At 71.5% G+C, this 19,422-nt stretch carries 19 protein-coding genes; 11 read left to right on the top strand and 8 right to left on the bottom strand.

The genetic code is table 11. The features are described from left to right. The first annotated feature begins 294 nt into the window (after positions 1–294). The 4 genes from eno to DMB38_RS11815 all read left to right on the top strand — a co-directional run bounded on the left by eno (position 295) and on the right by DMB38_RS11815 (position 3,753). The gene (gene eno / locus DMB38_RS11830) at positions 295–1,578 is read left to right on the top strand and encodes a phosphopyruvate hydratase (protein WP_047016128.1); all 1,284 of its coding nucleotides are present in this window, start codon (positions 295–297) and stop codon (positions 1,576–1,578) included. A 110-nt stretch (positions 1,579–1,688) separates the two neighbouring features. Then, positions 1,689–2,156, top strand: coding sequence for a septum formation initiator family protein (locus DMB38_RS11825; RefSeq protein ID WP_164715962.1), 468 nt, complete (start codon positions 1,689–1,691; stop codon positions 2,154–2,156). Between the two features lie 137 nt (positions 2,157–2,293). Then, positions 2,294–2,830 carry a DUF501 domain-containing protein gene (locus tag DMB38_RS11820; protein WP_101424179.1) on the top strand — a complete coding sequence of 179 codons (537 nt, stop codon included), beginning with the start codon at positions 2,294–2,296 and terminating at the stop codon, positions 2,828–2,830. Beyond that, positions 2,827–3,753 (top strand): Ppx/GppA phosphatase family protein, encoded by a 927-nt coding sequence (locus tag DMB38_RS11815; protein WP_125935139.1) that lies wholly within the window; start codon positions 2,827–2,829, stop codon positions 3,751–3,753. Before DMB38_RS11820 ends, DMB38_RS11815 begins: the two co-directional genes overlap by 4 nt. Here DMB38_RS11815 and DMB38_RS11810 read toward each other — a convergent pair. Further along, the gene (locus DMB38_RS11810; protein ID WP_125935138.1) at positions 3,745–4,122 is read right to left on the bottom strand and encodes an ASCH domain-containing protein; all 378 of its coding nucleotides are present in this window, start codon (positions 4,120–4,122) and stop codon (positions 3,745–3,747) included. The genes DMB38_RS11815 and DMB38_RS11810 overlap by 9 nt on opposite strands. Next, complete coding sequence (locus DMB38_RS11805) at positions 4,119–5,237, bottom strand: hypothetical protein (protein WP_125935137.1); 1,119 nt, start codon at positions 5,235–5,237, stop codon at positions 4,119–4,121. The genes DMB38_RS11810 and DMB38_RS11805 overlap by 4 nt, the downstream gene beginning before the upstream one ends. Positions 5,238–5,379: 142 nt before the next feature. Between DMB38_RS11805 and DMB38_RS11800 the strand changes: the two genes are divergently transcribed. The 4 genes from DMB38_RS11800 (at position 5,380) to DMB38_RS11785 (ending at position 10,121) form a co-directional block, all read left to right on the top strand. Next, the gene (locus DMB38_RS11800; RefSeq protein WP_125935136.1) at positions 5,380–6,174 is read left to right on the top strand and encodes a GntR family transcriptional regulator; all 795 of its coding nucleotides are present in this window, start codon (positions 5,380–5,382) and stop codon (positions 6,172–6,174) included. Continuing rightward, entirely contained in the window at positions 6,171–6,836 is a 666-nt protein-coding gene (locus tag DMB38_RS11795) for a YdcF family protein (protein ID WP_125935135.1), read from the top strand. The genes DMB38_RS11800 and DMB38_RS11795 overlap by 4 nt, the downstream gene beginning before the upstream one ends. 298 nt (positions 6,837–7,134) lie before the next feature. Beyond that, positions 7,135–8,646, top strand: a complete 1,512-nt coding sequence (locus tag DMB38_RS11790) for an NAD(P)/FAD-dependent oxidoreductase (protein WP_125935134.1) — start codon at positions 7,135–7,137, stop codon at positions 8,644–8,646. Positions 8,647–8,834: 188 nt separating this feature from the next. Beyond that, positions 8,835–10,121 (top strand): cyclopropane-fatty-acyl-phospholipid synthase family protein, encoded by a 1,287-nt coding sequence (locus DMB38_RS11785; protein ID WP_125935133.1) that lies wholly within the window; start codon positions 8,835–8,837, stop codon positions 10,119–10,121. Positions 10,122–10,398: 277 nt separating this feature from the next. Here DMB38_RS11785 and DMB38_RS11780 read toward each other — a convergent pair whose 3' ends face one another. From DMB38_RS11780 to DMB38_RS11760, 5 genes are all read right to left on the bottom strand, one after another. Beyond that, positions 10,399–11,067, bottom strand: coding sequence for a hypothetical protein (locus tag DMB38_RS11780; protein WP_125935132.1), 669 nt, complete (start codon positions 11,065–11,067; stop codon positions 10,399–10,401). Then, positions 11,060–11,737 carry a hypothetical protein gene (locus DMB38_RS11775; protein ID WP_125935131.1) on the bottom strand — a complete coding sequence of 226 codons (678 nt, stop codon included), beginning with the start codon at positions 11,735–11,737 and terminating at the stop codon, positions 11,060–11,062. The genes DMB38_RS11780 and DMB38_RS11775 overlap by 8 nt, the downstream gene beginning before the upstream one ends. A 34-nt stretch (positions 11,738–11,771) precedes the next feature. Then, positions 11,772–13,169: a hypothetical protein gene (locus DMB38_RS11770; RefSeq protein WP_125935130.1), complete on the bottom strand. Its 1,398-nt coding sequence runs from the start codon at positions 13,167–13,169 to the stop codon at positions 11,772–11,774. Continuing rightward, the gene (locus DMB38_RS11765; RefSeq protein WP_125935129.1) at positions 13,166–13,474 is read right to left on the bottom strand and encodes a hypothetical protein; all 309 of its coding nucleotides are present in this window, start codon (positions 13,472–13,474) and stop codon (positions 13,166–13,168) included. The genes DMB38_RS11770 and DMB38_RS11765 overlap by 4 nt, the downstream gene beginning before the upstream one ends. A gap of 93 nt (positions 13,475–13,567) precedes the next feature. Then, complete coding sequence (locus tag DMB38_RS11760; protein ID WP_125935128.1) at positions 13,568–14,956, bottom strand: cystathionine beta-synthase; 1,389 nt, start codon at positions 14,954–14,956, stop codon at positions 13,568–13,570. A gap of 333 nt (positions 14,957–15,289) precedes the next feature. Here DMB38_RS11760 and DMB38_RS11755 point away from each other — a divergent pair, with 333 nt between their 5' ends. After that, positions 15,290–16,324, top strand: coding sequence for an SGNH/GDSL hydrolase family protein (locus tag DMB38_RS11755; protein WP_125935127.1), 1,035 nt, complete (start codon positions 15,290–15,292; stop codon positions 16,322–16,324). Between the two features lie 173 nt (positions 16,325–16,497). Here DMB38_RS11755 and DMB38_RS11750 read toward each other — a convergent pair whose 3' ends face one another. Next, positions 16,498–17,334: a MurR/RpiR family transcriptional regulator gene (locus DMB38_RS11750; protein ID WP_125935126.1), complete on the bottom strand. Its 837-nt coding sequence runs from the start codon at positions 17,332–17,334 to the stop codon at positions 16,498–16,500. 137 nt (positions 17,335–17,471) lie between these two features. On the opposite strand from DMB38_RS11750, the gene DMB38_RS11745 reads away from it, so the two are divergent. Both DMB38_RS11745 and DMB38_RS11740 read left to right on the top strand, forming a co-directional pair. Further along, positions 17,472–17,888, top strand: coding sequence for a hypothetical protein (locus tag DMB38_RS11745; RefSeq protein WP_125935125.1), 417 nt, complete (start codon positions 17,472–17,474; stop codon positions 17,886–17,888). Positions 17,889–18,068: 180 nt separating this feature from the next. Then, the gene (locus DMB38_RS11740; protein WP_125935124.1) at positions 18,069–19,421 is read left to right on the top strand and encodes an SGNH/GDSL hydrolase family protein; all 1,353 of its coding nucleotides are present in this window, start codon (positions 18,069–18,071) and stop codon (positions 19,419–19,421) included. Position 19,422 lies beyond the last annotated feature (1 nt).

The following is a 19,422-nucleotide window of genomic DNA, read 5'->3' as shown; positions in this document are numbered from 1 at the left end:
CCTCTGGCGCCGCCCGCTGCCCGGCACGCCGCCGCGGTACGGCGCGGCCGTCCCGGCCCGTCCGGTGCGCGGGCCGGGACGACCACGCCGTACGCCACCCGCCCCCGCGGGCCCCGCCTCCGCGGGCCCCGCCTCCGCGGCTCCCGTTGCGCGCCGCCGCCGGTGGCCCGTCCCCCGAGCCGCGGCCCGAACCGTCTCGTACCGCGGAATGCGGCCGGGTGCGCGCCGGGGCCGTCACCCGGGGCGGCTAGGCTCAGGGCGGAACCCGTAGCGAATCCCTCCGAAGGAGACACCGTGCCGTCCATCGACGTCGTCGTAGCCCGAGAGATTCTCGACTCCCGCGGCAACCCCACGGTCGAGGTCGAGGTCGGCCTCGACGACGGCAGCACCGGCCGTGCTGCCGTTCCGTCCGGCGCCTCCACCGGCGCCTTCGAGGCCCTGGAGCTGCGCGACGGGGACAAGGCCCGTTACGGCGGGAAGGGTGTCGAGAAGGCCGTGCTCGCCGTCATCGAGCAGATCGGCCCCGAGCTCGTCGGCTACGACGCCACCGAGCAGCGCCTCATCGACCAGGCGATGTTCGACCTCGACGCCACCCCCGACAAGTCCTCCCTCGGCGCCAACGCCATCCTCGGCGTCTCCCTCGCCGTCGCGCACGCCGCCTCCGAGGCGTCCGACCTGCCGCTCTTCCGCTACCTCGGCGGTCCCAACGCGCACGTGCTGCCGGTGCCGATGATGAACATCCTCAACGGCGGCAGCCACGCCGACTCCAACGTGGACATCCAGGAGTTCATGATCGCGCCGATCGGCGCCGAGTCGTTCTCCGAGGCCGTCCGCTGCGGCGCGGAGATCTACCACCAGCTCAAGGCCGTCCTCAAGGAGCGCGGCCTGTCCACGGGACTCGGCGACGAGGGCGGCTTCGCGCCGAACCTCGACTCCAACCGGGACGCGCTGGACCTCATCATCGAGGCGATCCAGAAGGCCGGCTACACCGCGGGCCAGGACGTCGCCCTCGCGCTCGACGTCGCCGCCTCCGAGTTCTACAAGGACGGCGTGTACGTCTTCGAGGGCAAGGGCCGCTCCGCCGCCGAGATGACGGAGTACTACGAGCAGCTCGTCGCGGACTACCCGCTGGTGTCCATCGAGGACCCGCTCTTCGAGGACGACTGGGCCGGCTGGCACGTACTGACCGAGCGCCTCGGCGACAAGGTGCAGATCGTCGGCGACGACCTCTTCGTCACCAACCCCGAGCGGCTCCAGCGCGGCATCGACGAGGGCTCGGCCAACGCGCTGCTGGTCAAGGTGAACCAGATCGGCTCGCTCACCGAGACCCTGGACGCCGTCGAGCTGGCCCAGCGCAACGGCTTCAAGTGCATGATGTCCCACCGCTCCGGCGAGACCGAGGACGTCACCATCGCCGACCTGGCCGTCGCCACGAACTGCGGCCAGATCAAGACCGGCGCCCCCGCCCGCTCCGAGCGGGTCGCCAAGTACAACCAGCTCCTGCGCATCGAGGAGATCCTCGACGACGCCGCCGAGTACGCGGGCCGCAGCGCCTTCCCGCGCTACAAGAACGGCTGAACGGGCCGACCCGTACGACATCGGCGTCGGACGCCCCCGGCCCCGGCCGCACCGCGTAAGGTGCGACCGGGGCCGACCACCGCTTGCCGCCCGGGGAGGACGCGACGCACATGGCCAGGGAGCGCTTCTCCACCACCACCCGGCTCAAGCTGCTCGGCGAGCAGGCCGTCAGCCGGGTCTCGGAGCGCGTCTACCGTGCGCGCCCGCCGCGGCGCAGCCGGCTGACGGGGCGGGCCGCCGTGCTCGCGCTCGTCGTCTGCTCGCTGGTGGTGGCGCTCGCGTACCCGCTGCGCCAGTACATCGCCCAGCGCGCCGAGGTCGCCGAGCTGGAGCGGGAGAAGGCGCAGGCCGAGGAGCGGGTCGAGGAGCTGCGCGACGAGAAGTCCCGGTGGAACGACCCGGAGTACGTGCGCCGGCAGGCCCGCGAGCACCTGCACTACGTGCTGCCGGGCGAGACCGGCTACATGATGCGCGACGGCACCGGCTCCGCCCGCTCCGGCGAGGAAGGGGAGGCGGTGGACAGGCCGTGGTACGAGAACCTGTGGGACGGCCTGGACGCCGCGGACGGCCGGCGCTGAGGCGCGTACGTGCGCGGACTCCGCCCGCCGCGGAACGCCGGACCCGACGCGGTCCACCTGCCGCCCGGACGCCGCCGAACCCCGCCGCCCGACGCCGCCTGACGCCGGACGCCGACCGCCCGGCTGAACGAGGAGAGATGGACAAGCCCCCGCCGCCCACCGAGCACACCCCCGCCACCGCGGCCGACGCCGCCGCCGTGGCCGCGCAGTTGGGCCGCGCCCCGCGCGGCCTTCGCGCCGTGGCGCACCGCTGCCCGTGCGGCAACCCGGACGTCGTGGAGACGTCCCCGCGGCTGCCCGACGGCACGCCGTTCCCGACGCTGTACTACCTGACGTGCCCGCGCGCGAACTCCGCGATCGGCACGCTGGAGGCGGACGGCGTGATGAAGGAGATGACGGCCCGGCTGGCGGCGGACCCGGAGCTGGCGGCGGCGTACCGCGCGGCCCACGAGGACTACCTCGCCCGCCGCGACGCGATCGCCGAGCTGGCCGGATTCCCGAGCGCGGGCGGGATGCCGGACCGGGTGAAGTGCCTGCACGTGCTGGTCGCCCACGCGCTGGCGGCGGGGCCCGGGGTGAACCCGCTGGGGGACGAAGCGCTGGCGATGCTGCCGGAGTGGTGGGCCAAGGGCCCATGCGTGACGCCAGAGGAATCCGGGGAGGATGAGGCATGACCCGAGTGGCTGCCGTGGACTGCGGTACGAATTCGATCCGCCTGCTGGTCGCGGACGTCGACACGCGGTCCGGCGAAGTGAAGGACCTGGACCGCCGGATGGAGATCGTCCGGCTGGGCCAGGGCGTGGACCGTACGGGCCGGCTGGCGCCGGAGGCGCTGGAGCGGACCTTCGCGGCCTGCCGCGGGTACGCGGAGATCATCGAGCGGCTGGGCGCGGTCCGTACCCGGTTCGTCGCCACCTCCGCCTCGCGCGACGCGGAGAACCGCGCGGACTTCGCCCGCGGCGTGGAGGAGATCCTCGGGGTCCGCCCCGAGGTCATCACCGGCGACGAGGAGGCCGCGCTGGCCTTCACCGGCGCGACGAAGGAGCTGTCGGGGCGGGTGCCGGGGCCGTACCTGGTGGTCGACATCGGCGGCGGCTCGACGGAGTTCGTCGCCGGCACGGACGACGTGGCGGCGGCCCGCTCCGTCGACATAGGCTGCGTCCGCCTCACCGAGCGCCATCACTTCGCCGACCCCCCGACGCCGGCGCAGATCGAGGCGGCGAAGGCCGACATCGCCGCGGCCCTAGACACGGCGGAAGCCGCGGTCCCGCTCCGCGACACCGCCACCCTGGTCGGCCTCGCCGGCTCGGTCACCACGGTCGCGGGCATCGCCATGGACCTCCCCGCCTACGACACGATGGCCCTGCACCACGCCCGCGTCCCGGTGGCCCGCATCCGCGACATCACGAACTCCCTGCTCAAGGCCACCCACGAGGAACGAGCCGCCATCCCGGTCATGCATCCGGGCCGCGTCGACGTGATCGCCGCGGGCGCCCTGGTCCTGCTGTCGGTCATGGAGCGCACGGGCGCCCCCGAGGTGATCGTCAGCGAACACGACATCCTGGACGGGATCGCGTACCGGTGTGCCTCAGCCTGATTGAGCCCGCTGACCTGCCATGATGCGGGTGATGCTGATGGCGAGGGCGCCGAGCGCTTCCTTTTCGGGGCCGTAGATGCTCCGGATGTTCGCGAGCTGCTGCGCGCGCGGGGCTGTCGGATTGACGTTCTCCGGCCCCTCGCCGTCGAGCAGCGCCTCGAAGGTCGGATACTCGTTGACCCGGGTGACCCGTACGTCGACGGTTTCCTCGGTGCCCTTGATCCGGAACCGGATCACGTCGCCCGCGGCGAGGTCGGCGAGGTGCGGATACTTGACCCTTACCTCTACGGACTTTCTGCCCGCTGCGACAAGATCGAAATACTGCCGGTAGAGATTGAGTTCGTGAACGCGAGCCGTGACTCCGGTCATGGGGCGGGAACGCTCCTGGTCGCTGGTTCGGAGATCATCCGGCCGACTTCGCCGGCCGAGTACGAACGGAAGAAGTGCCGCGGGTCCGAGAGCACGATCTCGGTCATGCCGAGCAGGCGCTCGACGTAGTCGGCTAACGTGCCGGGCCATTCTCGGGTGTCGAGCATCCAGGGCGCAGCGCCGTCCGGCAAGGGCGTATGTCCTTCCCGAATAAGGGATTTCGAGAGCTTCGCCCCCGTGTCCGTGACGACCTGCGGGCAGAACAACCGGGTGGGAAGCTGCTGCGGGGCGAGGCCGACGGCCTGAAGGGCGCCGTCGACGAGCTGCGAGCCGAACACCCAGTCGCCGCCCTTGACCATCACGTGCAGCGTGCCGCTGTGCTTGTCGCTGAGGGACAGCTCTTTCACGAGGTTCCGGTACAAGGTGGCCAGGTCGAGGTACCCGCCACTGCCAGGAGCGATGGTGACCTCGTACGCGCCATGGTGCAGGCATTCGGCCGTCACGACCGCGTGCGCGCGGCTGCTGTCGCGTACGCGCGTGCGCTGGGCGTACTTCTCGGACCAGCCGCACCCCGATGTGGGGCACGGCACGCGGAGGTGAGCGACGCCGGTCGAGGGGGCGAGCCACCAGCGGGCAGCGTCCATACGCGGCAGAACACGCAGCCACGTGCGCCGGTAGTGCTCGGTGGCCTGCTGCCGGCTGTAGGTCTCGACCGTGTACGGCACCGCCAGGCGCTCGGAGAGCGCTGCGAAGAGCGGTCGGTACAGGGCGTCGATCTGCCCGAGGATGGCCTGCACGCCGAGGGCGTGCGCGTAGGACCGCATGTACCGGTGGCCGGTCGAAGGGTCCGTGATGACGGTGTGCGGGGCGTTGTCCAGCGCGGCGAACCGCACCTCGACCGGCACGTCGAACTTCTCGCGCACCTTTGCTGCCGTGGCGAAGGTGAGGGACTGGACGAGTGCTGTACCGATGTGCGGCGCCCCGTTGATCTGCGTCCCGACGACGAACACGATCCGCTCGGGTGTCGCGTCGAGGACGCGGGGTGTGAGTACGTCCTGAGCGTGTGAAAGCGCGTTGGCAAGGACGGTGTTCGGCGATACCGGGTAGCCGCTCACACTTCCCCCTCGGTGGTGAGACGGGACGATGCCACTCGCTGTCCTAGGACTGTGGCCGATAGGTAAGACTGTGCCATGCGGCCCTAGAGCGGTCAACAGTCCTGGGACTGTGCTTCACTGTCGCTGTCGAGAGGAGTGCTGCATGGCGCCCAAGTGGCGAGAGCTTGCGGACCGGCTGGCCGGACAGATCAGGAACGGCGAGTACGCGCCCGGTGACCGGTTGCCGCAGATCAGGGACCTCGTCGAAGCGGGGGAAGGCTCGAAGTCCACTGTCCACGCGGCCTACAAGGCGTTGGAAGTCGAAGGCCTGGTCACGTCGTCGCGCGGGCACGGCACGGTCGTCCGCGAGCGGACCCCGCTCAAGCGACTCGGTATCGCGCGATACGACAAGGCCAAGTGGCGCGACAGCGATGAAGTGGCGTTCATCGCGGACCGTGTGGCGTCCGGGCGCGCGTACAGGCGGAACGAACAGACTCAGACCGTCAGCCGCGTGCCTGCTTCGGCCACCGTCGCTCAGGCACACGGCCTGCCGGAAGGCGCGGAGGTCTATGCACGCGCGCGCGTGGTCAAGGAAGGCTCACAGCCGACGCACACCCTGACCAGCTACTACCGTCCCGAGCACGTGGAAGGGACCCGCATCGTCGACCCGGCGCCGGGGCCCGCCGGCAGGGGCGGCGGCTTCCGTGTCCTGTATGACGCCGGATACGAGATCGACCACATGCAGGAGACGCTCTTCGCGCGCATCCCCACGGCCGACGAAGCGCAACTCCTTCAGCTTGCACCGGGCGAGTGGGTGGTGGAGCTGCACCGGACGACCTACACGGCGGACGGCACCGTCGTGGAGTTCGCGGTCGGCGTCCATGCGGCGACGCGCTTCGCATGGACCTACGACTTCAAGGTCCCCGACTCGGCGACGGCGAAGGGCGAGAGCAAGTGATCTCAGCGCAGGTCTGGGCCGACGCGCAACGGCTCTGGGACTTCCAGCAAATGGGTCATGAGCCGCGCCCGTGCTCTGTCGCGATCGGCCTCGGCAGCCATGACCTCGGAGTCGCGGACGCGACCGCGGATCTCTACCGCCGGGGCCTGATGCCGCTGATCGTCTTCACCGGGGCGACCAGCCGCACCACGCGCGACCGCATGCCGCGCGGGGAGGCCGAGCACTACCGGGAGCGGGCGATGGAGCTGGGGGTGCCGGCCAGTGCGATCCTCGTCGAGCCGCGGGCCCGGAACACGGGGGAGAACATCCGCTTCTCCCGCACGCTTCTCGGGGAACAGGGTGTGCCGGCGTCGTCCGTCCTGCTGATCAGCAAGCCGTACGAGGAACGACGGGCCTACGCGACCGCACGCAAGCTGTGGCCCGAAGTCGAGTGGATCAGTGCCTCTACGCCCATGACGCTGACCGGATACGTCGGCTCGATCGGGGACGCGCGCCTGGTGCTCGACATGCTGGTCGGGGCACACCAGCGGCTCATGATCTACCCCCAGCGGGGATTCATGATCGAACAGCACATCCCCGACGACGTGGGCGCAGCGTACGAGCGCCTGTGCGACGCCGGTTTCACGAGCCGACTCGTGCCGGACAACCCGGAAGCGAAGTGACGGAGCGGAGCACGGAAAGAAGTTCGTGAAGTTATTCACATGCTTCCGGGGCGGATTTGGCCATCTGGCTCGGATCCTGGACTTCGCGGGCCCGCGCGGCGTGTGACAGGCGCTTTGCGTCAGAGTGACATCTGTGCGTCGTGGGTCCGAAATCCCAGTTCAAGGGCCTGTCGCCGAAAACCGCCCCGCGGTTCGCGGTGAGCGCACAAGGTGCGGCGGCGCAGTGTAGCACTACCGGGGGTGGAGCTTGTGAACCCCCTCACGAGCACCCCTCCGGTACCGGGGGGATACTCGAATCATGAGCACTACGGAGCGTCCCAGGATCCTCGTAGTAGGCGGCGGTTACGTCGGCCTTTACGCGGCGCGCCGCATCCTGAAGAAGATGCGGTACGGGGAGGCGTCGGTCACCGTCGTCGACCCGCGCTCGTACATGACGTACCAGCCCTTCCTCCCCGAGGCGGCCGCCGGCAGCATCTCCCCCCGGCACGTCGTGGTGCCGCTGCGCCAGGTCCTCCCCGGCGCCGAGGTGCTCACCGGCCGGGTCACCTCCATCGACCAGGACCGCAAGGTCGCGGTCGTCGCACCCATCGTCGGCACTCCTTACGAGGTGCCGTTCGACTACCTGATCGTCGCGCTCGGCGCCGTCTCCCGTACCTTCCCGATCCCCGGCCTCGCCGAGAACGGCATCGGCATGAAGGGCGTCGAGGAGGCCATCGGGCTCCGCAACCACGTGCTGGAGCAGCTCGACAAGGCGGAGTCCACCAACGACGCCGACACCCGGCGCAAGGCCCTCACCTTCGTCTTCGTCGGCGGCGGCTTCGCCGGCGCCGAGACCATCGGCGAGATCGAGGACCTGGCGCGTGACGCCGCCAAGTACTACCCCTCGATCAAGCGCGAGGACATGCGCTTCGTCCTCGTCGACGCCGCCGACAAGATCCTCCCGGAGGTCGGCCCCGCGCTCGGCAAGTGGGGTCTGAAGCACCTCCAGCAGCGCGGCATCGAGGTCTACCTCGACACCTCCCTGGAGTCGTGCGTCGACGGCCGCGTCGTGCTCAAGAACGGCCTGGAGGTCGACTCCCACACCCTCGTGTGGACCGCGGGCGTCAAGCCGCACCCGGTGCTGAGGGAGTACGGCCTGCCGCTCGGCCCCAAGGGGCACGTCGACACCGCCCCCACCCTCCAGGTCCAGGGCACCGACTACATCTGGGCCGCCGGCGACAACGCCCAGATCCCCGACCTCGCCGCCCGCGCCGCCGGCGTCGAGAACGCCTGGTGCCCGCCGAACGCCCAGCACGCCCTGCGGCAGGCGAAGCTCCTCGGCGACAACGTCGTGGCGGAGCTGCGCGGCTTCCCGCAGCGCCAGTACCGGCACAAGAACAAGGGCGCCGTCGCCGGGCTCGGCCTGCACAAGGGCGTCGCGATGATCAACGTGCTCGGCAGGTCCCTGAAGTTCAAGGGCCGCCTCGCCTGGTACATGCACCGCGGCTACCACGGCCTCGCCGTGCCCACCTGGAACCGCAAGATACGGGTCTTCATGGACTGGACGCTCGGCGTCTTCCTCAAGCGCGAGGTCGTCTCGCTGGGTGCCATGGAGTCGCCGCGGGACGAGTTCTACGAGGCCGCTGCGCCGGTCACCGCCGCCGCCCGGGCCCAGCACGACCAGTCCGTACGCGAAGCAGAGGCGACGCGGGAGAAGGAGCGGGCCCGCGGCGCCGCCGGCCTGCCGCCCGCCGAGGACGGCCGCGACGAGCGCGGCCGTGACGAGCGCGGCCGCGAGGAGCACAGCCGCGAGACGGCCCGCGCCTCCTGACCTCCCCGGTGAACGCCGGTCAGGCGCCCGCCCGGTCCGCCGGGCAGGGCGCCTGACTGCTCTTTTCGGTGGTGGTACCCGCGCCCCGGCGGGCAACGGGACTTCCCGGGGTGGGTCTTGGTGTTTACGTGTAGTCCAGCAACGGCGGACATCACGTCGACCACCTGCCCATCTCACGGAGGTGCGCCATGCCCCACGGAGCCGCGCCCCGGCTCGCCGCCCTCGCGGAGGAGCTGCTCGGAGGCCCGCTGCCGATCCGTATCCGCGCCTGGGACCGCTCGGAAGCCGGTCCCGAGGGCGCCCCCGTTCTCGTCGTACGCCACCGCAGAGCGCTGCGCCGCATCCTGTGGCGCCCCGGCGAACTCGGCCTCGCGCGCGCCTGGGTCGCCGGCGAGATCGACGTCGAAGGCGACCTCTACGCCGCCCTCGACCGCCTCGCGGGGCTCCTCTGGGAACGCGGCCCCGACGCCCCTCGCCCCCGCCCGGCCCGGCTCGCCGCCGCCGCCCGCGGCGCCCTCGCCCTCGCCCGGCCGCTGCCCCCGCCCCCGCCGCCGCCCGAGGAGGTGCGCCGGCACAAGGTCCGCGGCGCGCTGCACACCCTCCGCCGCGACAAGGCCGCCGTCAGCCACCACTACGACGTCGGCAACGACTTCTACTCCCTCGTCCTCGGCCCGTCCATGGTCTACTCCTGCGCCTACTGGCACGAGGACGGCACCCTGGAGGACGCCCAGGCCGCCAAGCTCGACCTCGTCTGCCGCAAGCTGGGCCTCCGGGAAGGCGACCGGCTGCTCGACGTCGGCTGCGGCTGGGGCTCGATGGTGCTGCACGCGGCGCGCGAATACGGCGTACGCGCCGTCGGTATCACGCTCTCCCGCGAGCAGGCCGCGTACGCGCGCAAGCGGGTGGCGGACGCCGGCCTCGGCGACCGCGTCGAGATCCGGGTACAGGACTACCGCGAGACGGCGGACGGCCCGTACGACGCGATCTCCTCCATCGGCATGGCCGAGCACGTCGGCTCCCAGCGCTACGGCGAGTACGCCCGCGTCCTCCACCGCCTGCTGCGCCCCGGCGGCCGGCTGCTCAACCACCAGATCGCCCGCCGCCCGCTGGCGGACGAAGAGGACTACGCCATCGACGAGTTCATCGACGCGTACGTCTTCCCCGACGGGGAGCTGTCGCCGCTCAGCACGACGGTGGACCAGTTGGAGCGCGCGGGCTTCGAGGTGCGCGACACCCAGGCGCTGCGCGAGCACTACGCGCTGACGCTGCGCCGCTGGGTGGCGAACCTGGAGGCCCGCTGGGCTCAGGCCGTGGCGCTGACCTCGCCGGGGCGGGCGCGGGTGTGGCGGCTGTACATGGCGGCGTCGGCGCTCTCCTTCGAGCACAACCGGATCGGCGTGAACCAGGTCCTGGCGGTACGGACCCCGGCGTCGGGCGACTCGGGGCTGCCGCTGCGGCAGCCGCGGTGGCGGTGAGGCTGGTCGTGGGGGTCCGGGGGTGTGGGGCGCGGTCCGTGGGGGTGCGGATCGGTTGATTCCGCAAACGGTACGAGGGCGTCACGCCGGCGCAGCACGGGGTTAACACGGGTCCTGCATTGTTGAGGACGTCGGCAAGGAACTCTCCGGAGCGGCTCCCGGACCTCCTGGTCGCCGGACGCAGGGCACGGCCTGACCGGGCCCGCAGCGTCCCCACGCGGGGACCGCCGTCGTCCCGCCCCTTGGTGCACGCACCGGGGGTGCGGCGGTCCCCGCGTCACACGTTTGTTCGCAGGTGCACCAGCGGGTCGTCGAAGCTGACGTGCTCGGCGACGTCGTGCAGCATCGCGCGGTAGTGGGCACGGCGCTGCGGCGCGGGAGTGGTGAGGGTGAGCACGGCGAGCCGGCTGCCGTCGGGGTGGGGCAGATAGGCGTGAATCTGCAGCAGCCGCTCGACGGCGATCCCGAGATCGGGCGCGACGGACCTCGCCACCTCGCCGAGGGCGGCGGGGCCGCAGGGGAGGTCGAGGACTTCGATACGGTCGTGACCTGCGGCGACGGCCCGGGCGGCGGTGAGGTGGCGGGGGGCGCGACTGATTTCCTGCCACCGGAAGGTGAAAAATGAGGTGAGCAGGCGGCCGTCGCCGTCGTCGTCGCGATGTAATCCGAGCGAACAGTGCACGACGCCTTCTTCCCGGAGGGCGAGCATCATCCGCTGAGCCCCGGCTAACTGCCCGATGATTTGCTGCCGAACAATTCCGTCGGGCACCGCACCGAGAATCCCGTCGACCACCTCCCGCAGCCGCGAGGCACCGGGGCTGCCGACAGGGGCGGTGAGGACATCGAGCGGCAGGGGGGTGAACCCGGCTGGCAACGCGAACCACGCGTCACGGTCGGGCGCGGTGGCGGAGTCGCTGAGGATGTAGGTGTTCTGGTCTTCAGCCACGGGGGCCTCGCCAACCAATGGCTTGCCGTGCGTGAGCGAGATCCTCGGGGGAAGCCTGCCATGAGTTGACGTCGATGGGTGCCGTTTGCTTCGTCTCTCCGACCTGGACGATTAGGTGCATGCGTTTTGGTGCTGGGGTTTCAGGGGCGCTTCCGGGTTTGGTGACGGCGATGACACCGAAGAAGCGCGGATCGCCGACGAACCAGATGGGCTTCAACTGAGCCTTCAGCTCAGGCTTGGCGCGGGGTCCCATCCTTCTGGTCCACCATGTGTGCAGGTCACGCAGGTGTTGGTACATCAGGAACGTTTCCCCCGGCTGCGCGGGGTGGGGGATTTTGAGGCAGAGCTTCGTCGGCGTTCCTCCGGGGAGGGTGGGGAAACTGTAGGGGATATCGTCGAGACGCCAGGGATAGGCCCGAAGGACTCTGCGGATTCGGACGTTGGCGAGGATTTGAGCAGGCTGAATTTTGGCGCGATACGCACCGTAGCCCATGAGAATGATGATGAAGATGCTGAGTGCGAGCGAGTAGAACGCGAGGAGAAGGATCAGCAAGCACCAAGGGCTCAGGAACCAACCGATAAAGGCAAGGACACTGATCGTCGTCTGCTTGGCCCAGGCGCGCCGGGTCGGCGGGTGTTCCCATGCTGTGGGGTAGTTGGCTGGGTGCACGTTAAACCTCCTTGAGGCATGGTCGGGAGGTGTGTCAGGGGAAGACGCGAGGGATGACATTTATGAGATCCCCACTGCTGACTCCGGCAATCTCAAGGCCACCGAAGATGGATCCCGAATTGCTGACGCCTTCGTTGTCGAGGGCGTCCACCTTGGTGCCGAGCAGGTTGATTCCTCCGGAGGCCACCCCGATGGAAGCCGCGCTTACCTCTATGACTTTGGGTGCTGAGGGTGGCATCCTTGTACTGTGGACAATCCAGGCCACCGTCGGGTTTTCCAGTGCACTGATAGCTCGTGCTTCTGTTATTACGTGGCTGCCTACGGTGCTAATTCTCTGGCCGAGTGACAGAGCTGCGGATCCTGTCCGAATAGCGCCCACGCCGAGTTTGATTCCCTGGCCTACCGCAGCCAGGCCGGGCACCATGCCGAGAGCGTCGGCACCCACGCCTGTCAGGTTGGAGAAGAAGTCCGCGTCGAATTCGCCCTTCGTGATGCCGTTCCACAGCGATGCCCGCACTTCCGGATCTGAGAACCGCATCGCCAGTGCGGACGCGCTCAGCCCTGCCGCCACCAACAGCAAGATGGCCGTTGCCGTGCCGCCCGTGACGATCGTCAGCGCGGCCAGGGCCACCACACCTGCCGCGATGCTGAGGATGTCCGGGAGGTTCTCCTTGACCCAGGCCGCTGCCTTGGCGAAGAAGCCCGGTTCCTGGGGGGCGAGTTTGTCCGTGGCGTCGCGGATCCTGTCCGCTCGAGCACTCGCCTCGTTCTCGTGCTCCCAGGCGAGCGCGCGCGCCCGCGACAGGATGCGCTCCAGTTCCGCCTGCGCGTCGTCCACCGCCGCGTCCAGGCGCCGCATCGTCGCCTTCGCCTCGCGGCCGTCCCGGCCCTCGCGCTGCCCGTCGTTGTCGCCGGTTTCCATGGCGTCCTGCTTTGCCGCTCCCGCGCGGGATTCCGCCTCATCGAGAGCCTGCCGCGCTTCGCGGGCACGCTCGTTGAGGCGGTTGGCGCGGCGTTGGAAGTCGCCGAGGTCGGATTCCCAGCCGTCGAGCTGGTGGGCGGCCTTTCTGATGGACCGTGCGGCGTTGCGGAGGTTCAGGGGGAGCGGGCCGTCCTCCAGTTGTTCGCGGAAGGCGACGGCTGCGTCACCCTTCCAATAGCTGCCGTCCATCAGCTTGGTGATCATGTCGCGTGTGTCGTCGAGTACGTCCGCGCACTTGATCAGCTTGGCTCGCAGCGTGTGGACGGTGTCAGTGCTGCCGGGTGCGGGGTTGAAGCCCAGGTGCGGGTAGGCGTCGGGGACCGTACCTGGCTGCAGGCCCTGCGGCTGGTTGCCGCGCCACGCCTGCCCAGGCGGGACCAAATCGGCAGGTTTGGCTCCCGGTTGCAGCCGCGGGGTGCCGCCTAAGCCGGGGGTGCCGTCGTTCGTCATGTGCCGCCTCCCTGGGCAGACTTCGCCAGGTTCTCCTCCAGGGCCTTGTCGACCTCGGCGTAGCTCTCCTTGCTGTCCCCGACGATCTCCGCCAGTTCCTCTACCTGTTCGCCGATCTGCCCGGTCCCGTACTTCCAGTCGTCCTGGAAGTCCTGGCACGCGTCATCGAGATCGTCCGTACCCAGTCCGCTGATGGTGGAGTCGCGCAGGGCCTTGTGGACCCCTTCGAGTGACCGCACCGAGCGCTTCAGCAAGCGCATGAAGCGCTCTAATTCGTCGCCGTCGACTGCGAGTCGGTCCGCCAATCTGTCCCTCCGCACGTGTCGTCACCGGGATACGCACGCATCGTAGCGGTGCGTGGTGACTCGTGTTCGAAGGGTGTGGGCAACGTGGCGACTTCACGCCGTGCCGGCGCCTTTCGCCAGGTACGCCAGCAGGTCCGTGCGCGACACCACGCCCGTCGGCTTGCCCTCCACCAGCACCACCGCCGCGTCCGCGCGCTCCAGGACCGCGACCAGGTCCGCCACCGGTTCGCCCGAGCCGACCTGCGGGAGCGGGGGGCACATGTGCTGTTCCAGGGGGTGGTCGAGTTCGGCCTTGTGGGTGAAGAGGGCGTCCAGCAGCTCCCGTTCCACGATCGAGCCGACGACCTCCGCCGCCATCACGTCCGGGTGGCCCGCCCCGGGCTTGACGACCGGCATCTGCGAGACGCCGTACTCGCGCAGCACCTCGATCGCCTCGCCCACCGTCTCCTCCGGGTGCATGTGCACCAGCGAGGGCATGCTGCCCTCCTTGTCCCGCAGCACGTCGGCGACGCTCGCGGCGCCGGCCTCCTCCATGAAGCCGTAGTCCGCCATCCAGTCGTCGTTGAAGATCTTCGACAGGTAGCCGCGGCCGCTGTCCGGGAGCAGGACGACGACCACGCCGTTCTCGTCCAGCCGTTCCGCGACCCGCAGTGCCGCGACCACCGCCATCCCGCAGGAGCCGCCGACGAGCAGGCCCTCCTCGCGGGCCAGCCGGCGGGTCATGCGGAAGGAGTCCTTGTCGGAGACGGCGACGATCTCGTCGGCGACCCCGCGGTCGTACGCGTCCGGCCAGAAGTCCTCGCCCACGCCCTCGACCAGGTACGGGCGGCCCGAGCCGCCGGAGTACACCGAGCCCTCCGGGTCCGCGCCGACGATCTGCACGGCGCCGTCGGAGACTTCCTTCAGATACCGGCCGGTGCCGGAGATCGTGCCGCCGGTGCCGATGCCCGTGACGAAGTGGGTGATGCGGCCTTCGGTCTGCGTCCACAGCTCGGGGCCCGTGGAGTGGTAGTGGGACGCCGGGTTGTCCGGGTTGCTGTACTGGTCGGGCTTCCAGGCGCCGGGGGTCTCGCGGACCAGGCGGTCGGAGACGTTGTAGTACGAGTCGGGGTGCTCGGGGTCGACGGCGGTCGGGCAGACGACGACCTCCGCGCCGTACGCCCGCAGCACGTTGATCTTGTCGGTGGACACCTTGTCGGGGCAGACGAAGATGCACTTGTAGCCCTTCTGCTGGGCCACCATCGCCAGACCCACGCCGGTGTTCCCCGACGTCGGCTCGACGATCGTGCCGCCCGGCCGCAGCGCGCCCGAGCGCTCGGCGGCCTCGATCATGCGCAGCGCGATGCGGTCCTTCACCGAGCCGCCGGGGTTGAAGTACTCGACCTTCGCCAGCACCGTCGCCCGGATGCCCTGGGTCACGCGGCCCAGCCTGACCAGGGGCGTGTTGCCCACCAGGTCGGTGATCGACTCGTGATACTGCACCGCTCACTCCAGGGTCCGTGGCTCTCGGGGCGAGCCCAGCGTACGGCTTCCGCCGCGGGTGATTGAGCCGGGCACAAGGCCGGGCAACAAAGTGTTAGCACGCGCGTAGACCGCGCCGGGCGGCGGGTGCCCGCGCGCCGCCGCGGACCGGAGGGGGAGACGGCGTAGGACAGAGAAGGGGAGGGGACCGACAGCGGACAGTAACTGGCGCAAAGGACAGAAAAAGGGACAGGGGCGGCGACGGTTCGGACACGGTCGTACGGACCTGGCGGCAGCGGTACGTACGGACACGGCGCGGCCGGTACACGGGGGCCGGCGCGGAACGGAGAGGCGATGTCGATGACCAGGGCGAGGGCGGCACGCCGGATCGCCGCGGCGGCGGCGTACGGCGGCGGGGGCATCGGCCTGCTCGGCGGTGCGACGCTGGGGGTGCTGGTCGCGGAGGTGCACCTGGCGCGGCGCCGGGTGGGCGGCAGCGACGAGGAGCCGCCGCGGGCCGACGGGCGGTACGGGGCGGCCTTCGGCCGCAGACGCGGCGTGCGACCGGTGCTGCTGGCGTTCCTCGGCGACTCCACCGCAGCCGGCCAGGGTGTCTACCGCCCCCGGCAGACGCCGGGGGCGCTGCTTGCCTCCGGCCTCGCGGCGGTCGCCGAACGGCCGGTGGACCTGCGCAACGTGGCGCTCTCCGGGGCGCAGTCAGACGACCTCGACCGGCAGGTGACGCTGCTGCTGGACGAGGAGGGGCTGCGGCCCGACGTCGCGGTCATCATGGTCGGTGCCAACGACGTCACCCACCGGGTGCCCCCCGCGGTGTCGGTGCGCTGCCTGTCGGACGCCGTCGCGCGGCTGCGTGACGCCGGTACGGAGGTCGTCGTCGGCACCTGCCCGGACCTCGGCACCATCGAGCCGGTGCAGCAGCCGCTGCGCTGGCTGGCCCGCCGGCTGAGCCGGCAGCTCGCCGCGGCGCAGACCATCGCCGTGCTCGACCGCGGCGGGCGCACGGTGTCGCTGGGCACGCTGCTGGGGCCGGAGTTCGCGGCCAACCCGCGCGAGCTCTTCGGGCCCGACAACTACCACCCCTCGGCGGAGGGCTACGCCACCGCCGCGATGGCCCTGCTGCCCACCCTCTCCGCGGCGCTGGGCCTGTGGCCGGCGGAGGAGGAGCGCCCGGACGTCCGCCGCGACGAGGGCTACCTGCCGGTGGCCAAGGCCGCGGCCCAGGCGGCGGGCGAGAGCGGCACGGAGGTCGCCCCGGCGGGGCCGACGGGCGGCCGCGGGCCGTGGGCGCTGCTGAAGCACCGGCGCAGGCGGCGGGTGGCGGAGTCGGAGACGGACGCGGAGCAGACGGCGGTGGGGGAGCGGGGGTAGCGGGGTAGCGGGCAGGGGGCGTGCGGAGGCGGGCGCGTGCCCTGCGGCCCGTAGGGCACGCGTTTCGCGTACGGGACGGGCGTCGCGTACGGGACGGGCCTCGCGTACGGCGCCTCGCGTCCGGCACGCGCCTCGTGTACGGCGCCGGCCGTGCGCCCTCCGCCCCGTACGCCTCAGTCCAGGAACAGTCCCCGCTCCGCCGCCCGTGCGTCGAACTCCTCCAGCCGCGCCTGCGCCTCCGGCAGCGCGTCGCACATCGCCTCCAGCAGCACCCGCCCCAGCAGCATCGGCCCGCACGCCGTGTCGAACGACAGCCCCGTGCCCACCGCCGCCGGCAGCAGCACGTCGCTGTCCTGCGCGACCGGCGTGAACGAGCTGTCCGCCACCGTGACCACCGTCAGCCCGGTCGCCCGCGCCGTGCGCAGCGCGTCCGACAGCTCCCGCGGGTGCCGCGGCAGCGCGAAGCAGAGCAGCGCCGTGGCGCCGGCGCGGGCGGCGGCGTCGACGCGGTCGTCGAGCATCGAGCCGGCCTCGTCGAGCACCCGGATGTCGGGGTGGACCTTCGCCGCGAAGTACGCGAAGCCGCGCGCCTGCGCGGCGGCGGCGCGCAGGCCCAGCACGGGCAGCGGCCGGGAGGCGGCGAGCAGCCGGCCGGCGTCCTCGACGGGGGCGGGGTCGGCGAGGAGCGCGGCGAGGTTGCGCAGGTTCTCGATCTCGGCCTGCACGGCCTGCTGGTACTCGTTCCGCTCCGCCCGTCCCGCCGGCTCGCCGAGCCCCGCCTCGCGCAGCGCGCGGCGCAGCGCCGGGTACCCGTCGAAGCCGAGGGCGACGGCGAAGCGGGTCACGGACGGCTGGCTCACCCCGGCCAGCTCGGCCAGCTCCACGCTGGACAGGAACGGGGCGTCGGCGGCCCTGCGCACCATGCAGTGCGCGATACGGCGCTGGGTCGGCGTCAGCCGGCGCCCCTCGAAGAGCTTCTGCAGCCTGGCGCCCGCGTCGGCGGAGACCATCCCACCTCCGGATCCGGTGTCCTATTCACTGCACGACGACTCTGCATGACCGTATGCACGACGGCAAGGGCGCACCCGAACGAATTGGGGGGGTAGCACTACTGCACCTGGACGCGCGGGCTCGTACCGTACGGGGTATGAGTGCGCGGGACCCGGAGATCAAGAGTGAACTCGATGCCACCCTGCAGACCCGCAGGGACCTCGGCCCCGAGTACGAGGAAGAGCTGATCGAGGGCTTCCTCGAGAAGGTGCAGCAGCGGATGGACGGGACGTTCGACACCCGGCTCCGCCGCCAGCTCGCCGAGCAGCAGATGCAGGTCGCGCGGGGCACGCAGCCGGGCGCGAGCTCGCCGGAGGGCACGTTCGGCGAGCGGTTCGGCTTCGCCGCCGTGTCGATGGTGCTGGCGATTCCGCTGTCGGCGATCGGCGTGGTGAACGAGGGGCTGGCCGGGCTGCTGGTGACGTGGGGCGGCATCGTCGGCGTGAACGCGGTGCACGCCACGGGCCTCTTCCGCCGCCGCCGGGCGGAGAAGGGCAAGTCCGACTGGGACTGACGCGGCTGCCGGGGCGGTTGCGGCCGTGCCGGTCGCGGCAGGCCGCCGCAGGGGCCCCGGCGTGGCATGAAGCTGCGCGGGTGGCGGCGTTGACCGGGGTGACGGCGGACCGTAGCGTACGGTCAGAAATTTTCGGCATTGATCTCGAAATATTTCGCCGTCTCGCCCCGGGAGCCGCAGATGCCCCAGCCCGCGTACCGACGCCCCCGTGACCGCCGCGCCGCCGTGTATCCGTACCTCGCCGCCGCGCTCGTCGTGGCCCTCGTCGCGGCCGTCGCGGTGGCGGCGAACGCGCTACGCGGCCCCGCCCCCGCCGCCGGGACCCCCGCGGCGGCGCCCGCGGCTCCCGGCGGGCCCGCGCAGTGGGTCGCCGCCTGGACCTCGATGCCCCAGCTCACCGAGCCGGCGAACATGCCGCCCCCGCCGTTCACCCAGGACGACGGCGTGCTGCGCGACGCCACCCTGCGCCAGACCGTGCGCCTCGCCGTGCCCGGCGAACGGCTCCGGTTCCGCTTCTCCAACGCCTTCGGCGGCGCCGAACTGCCGATCACCCGCGCCGCCGTCGCCCTCCCCGCCGGCGGCCGGGCCGGCGTCGACGGCATCGTGCCGGGCAGCTCGCGCCCGCTGACGTTCGGCGGCCGGACGGGCGCGACGGTCCCCGTCGGCGCGCAGGTCGTCTCCGACCCCGTACGCCTCGACGCCGCCCCCGGCGCCAACCTGACCGTGACCCTGTACCTCGCCGACGGCCAGGCGTCCACCGCCGTCACCTCGCACCCGGGCTCGCGCACCACCTCGTACCTGCTGGCCGGCGACCACACCGGCGCCACCGCGCTGCCCGGCGCGACGGCCACCGACCACTGGTACTTCCTCAGCGGCGTCGAGGCCCAGGCCCCCGCCCGCACCCGCGCCGCCGTCGTCCTCGGCGACTCCCTCAGCGACGGCCGGGGCTCCACCACCAACGGCAACGACCGCTGGCCCGACGTGCTCAACGACCGGCTGCGCGGGCCCGGCGCCCCGCCCGCCGCCGTCGTCAACCAGGCCGCGGGCGGCAACCGCGTCCTCGACGACGGCCTCGGCCCCAACGCCCTCGCCCGGCTCGACCGCGACGTGCTCGCGGTGAGCGGGGCGCGCTGGCTGCTGGTCTTCGAGGGCATCAACGACATCGGCACCGCGCCGGCCACCGAGGCCGCGCAGCGCGCCACCGGCGACGAACTGCTGGCCGCGTACGACCAGATCGTCACGCGCGCGCACGCGCAGGGCATCCGTGTCTACGGGGCGACGCTCACGCCGTTCGGCGGCAGCGCGCCGTACGACGACCCGGCGGGGCTGCGCGAGGCGACGCGGCAGCGGGTGAACGACTGGATCCGCAGCAGCGGGCGCTTCGACGCCGTCGTGGACTTCGACGCGGCCACCCGCGACCCCGCGCACCCCCGCGCGCTGCTGCCCGCCCTCGACACCGGGGACCACCTCCACCTCAACCCCGAGGGTTACGCGCTCCTGGCCCGCACGGTCCCGCTGCGCCTCTTCCGCTGAC

This window comes from Streptomyces sp. WAC 06738, assembly GCF_003945505.1.
Classification (GTDB): Bacteria; Actinomycetota; Actinomycetes; order Streptomycetales; family Streptomycetaceae; genus Streptomyces.
Note: the sequence above shows the minus strand (reverse complement) of the source record. Positions and strands in the feature narration are given on the sequence as shown.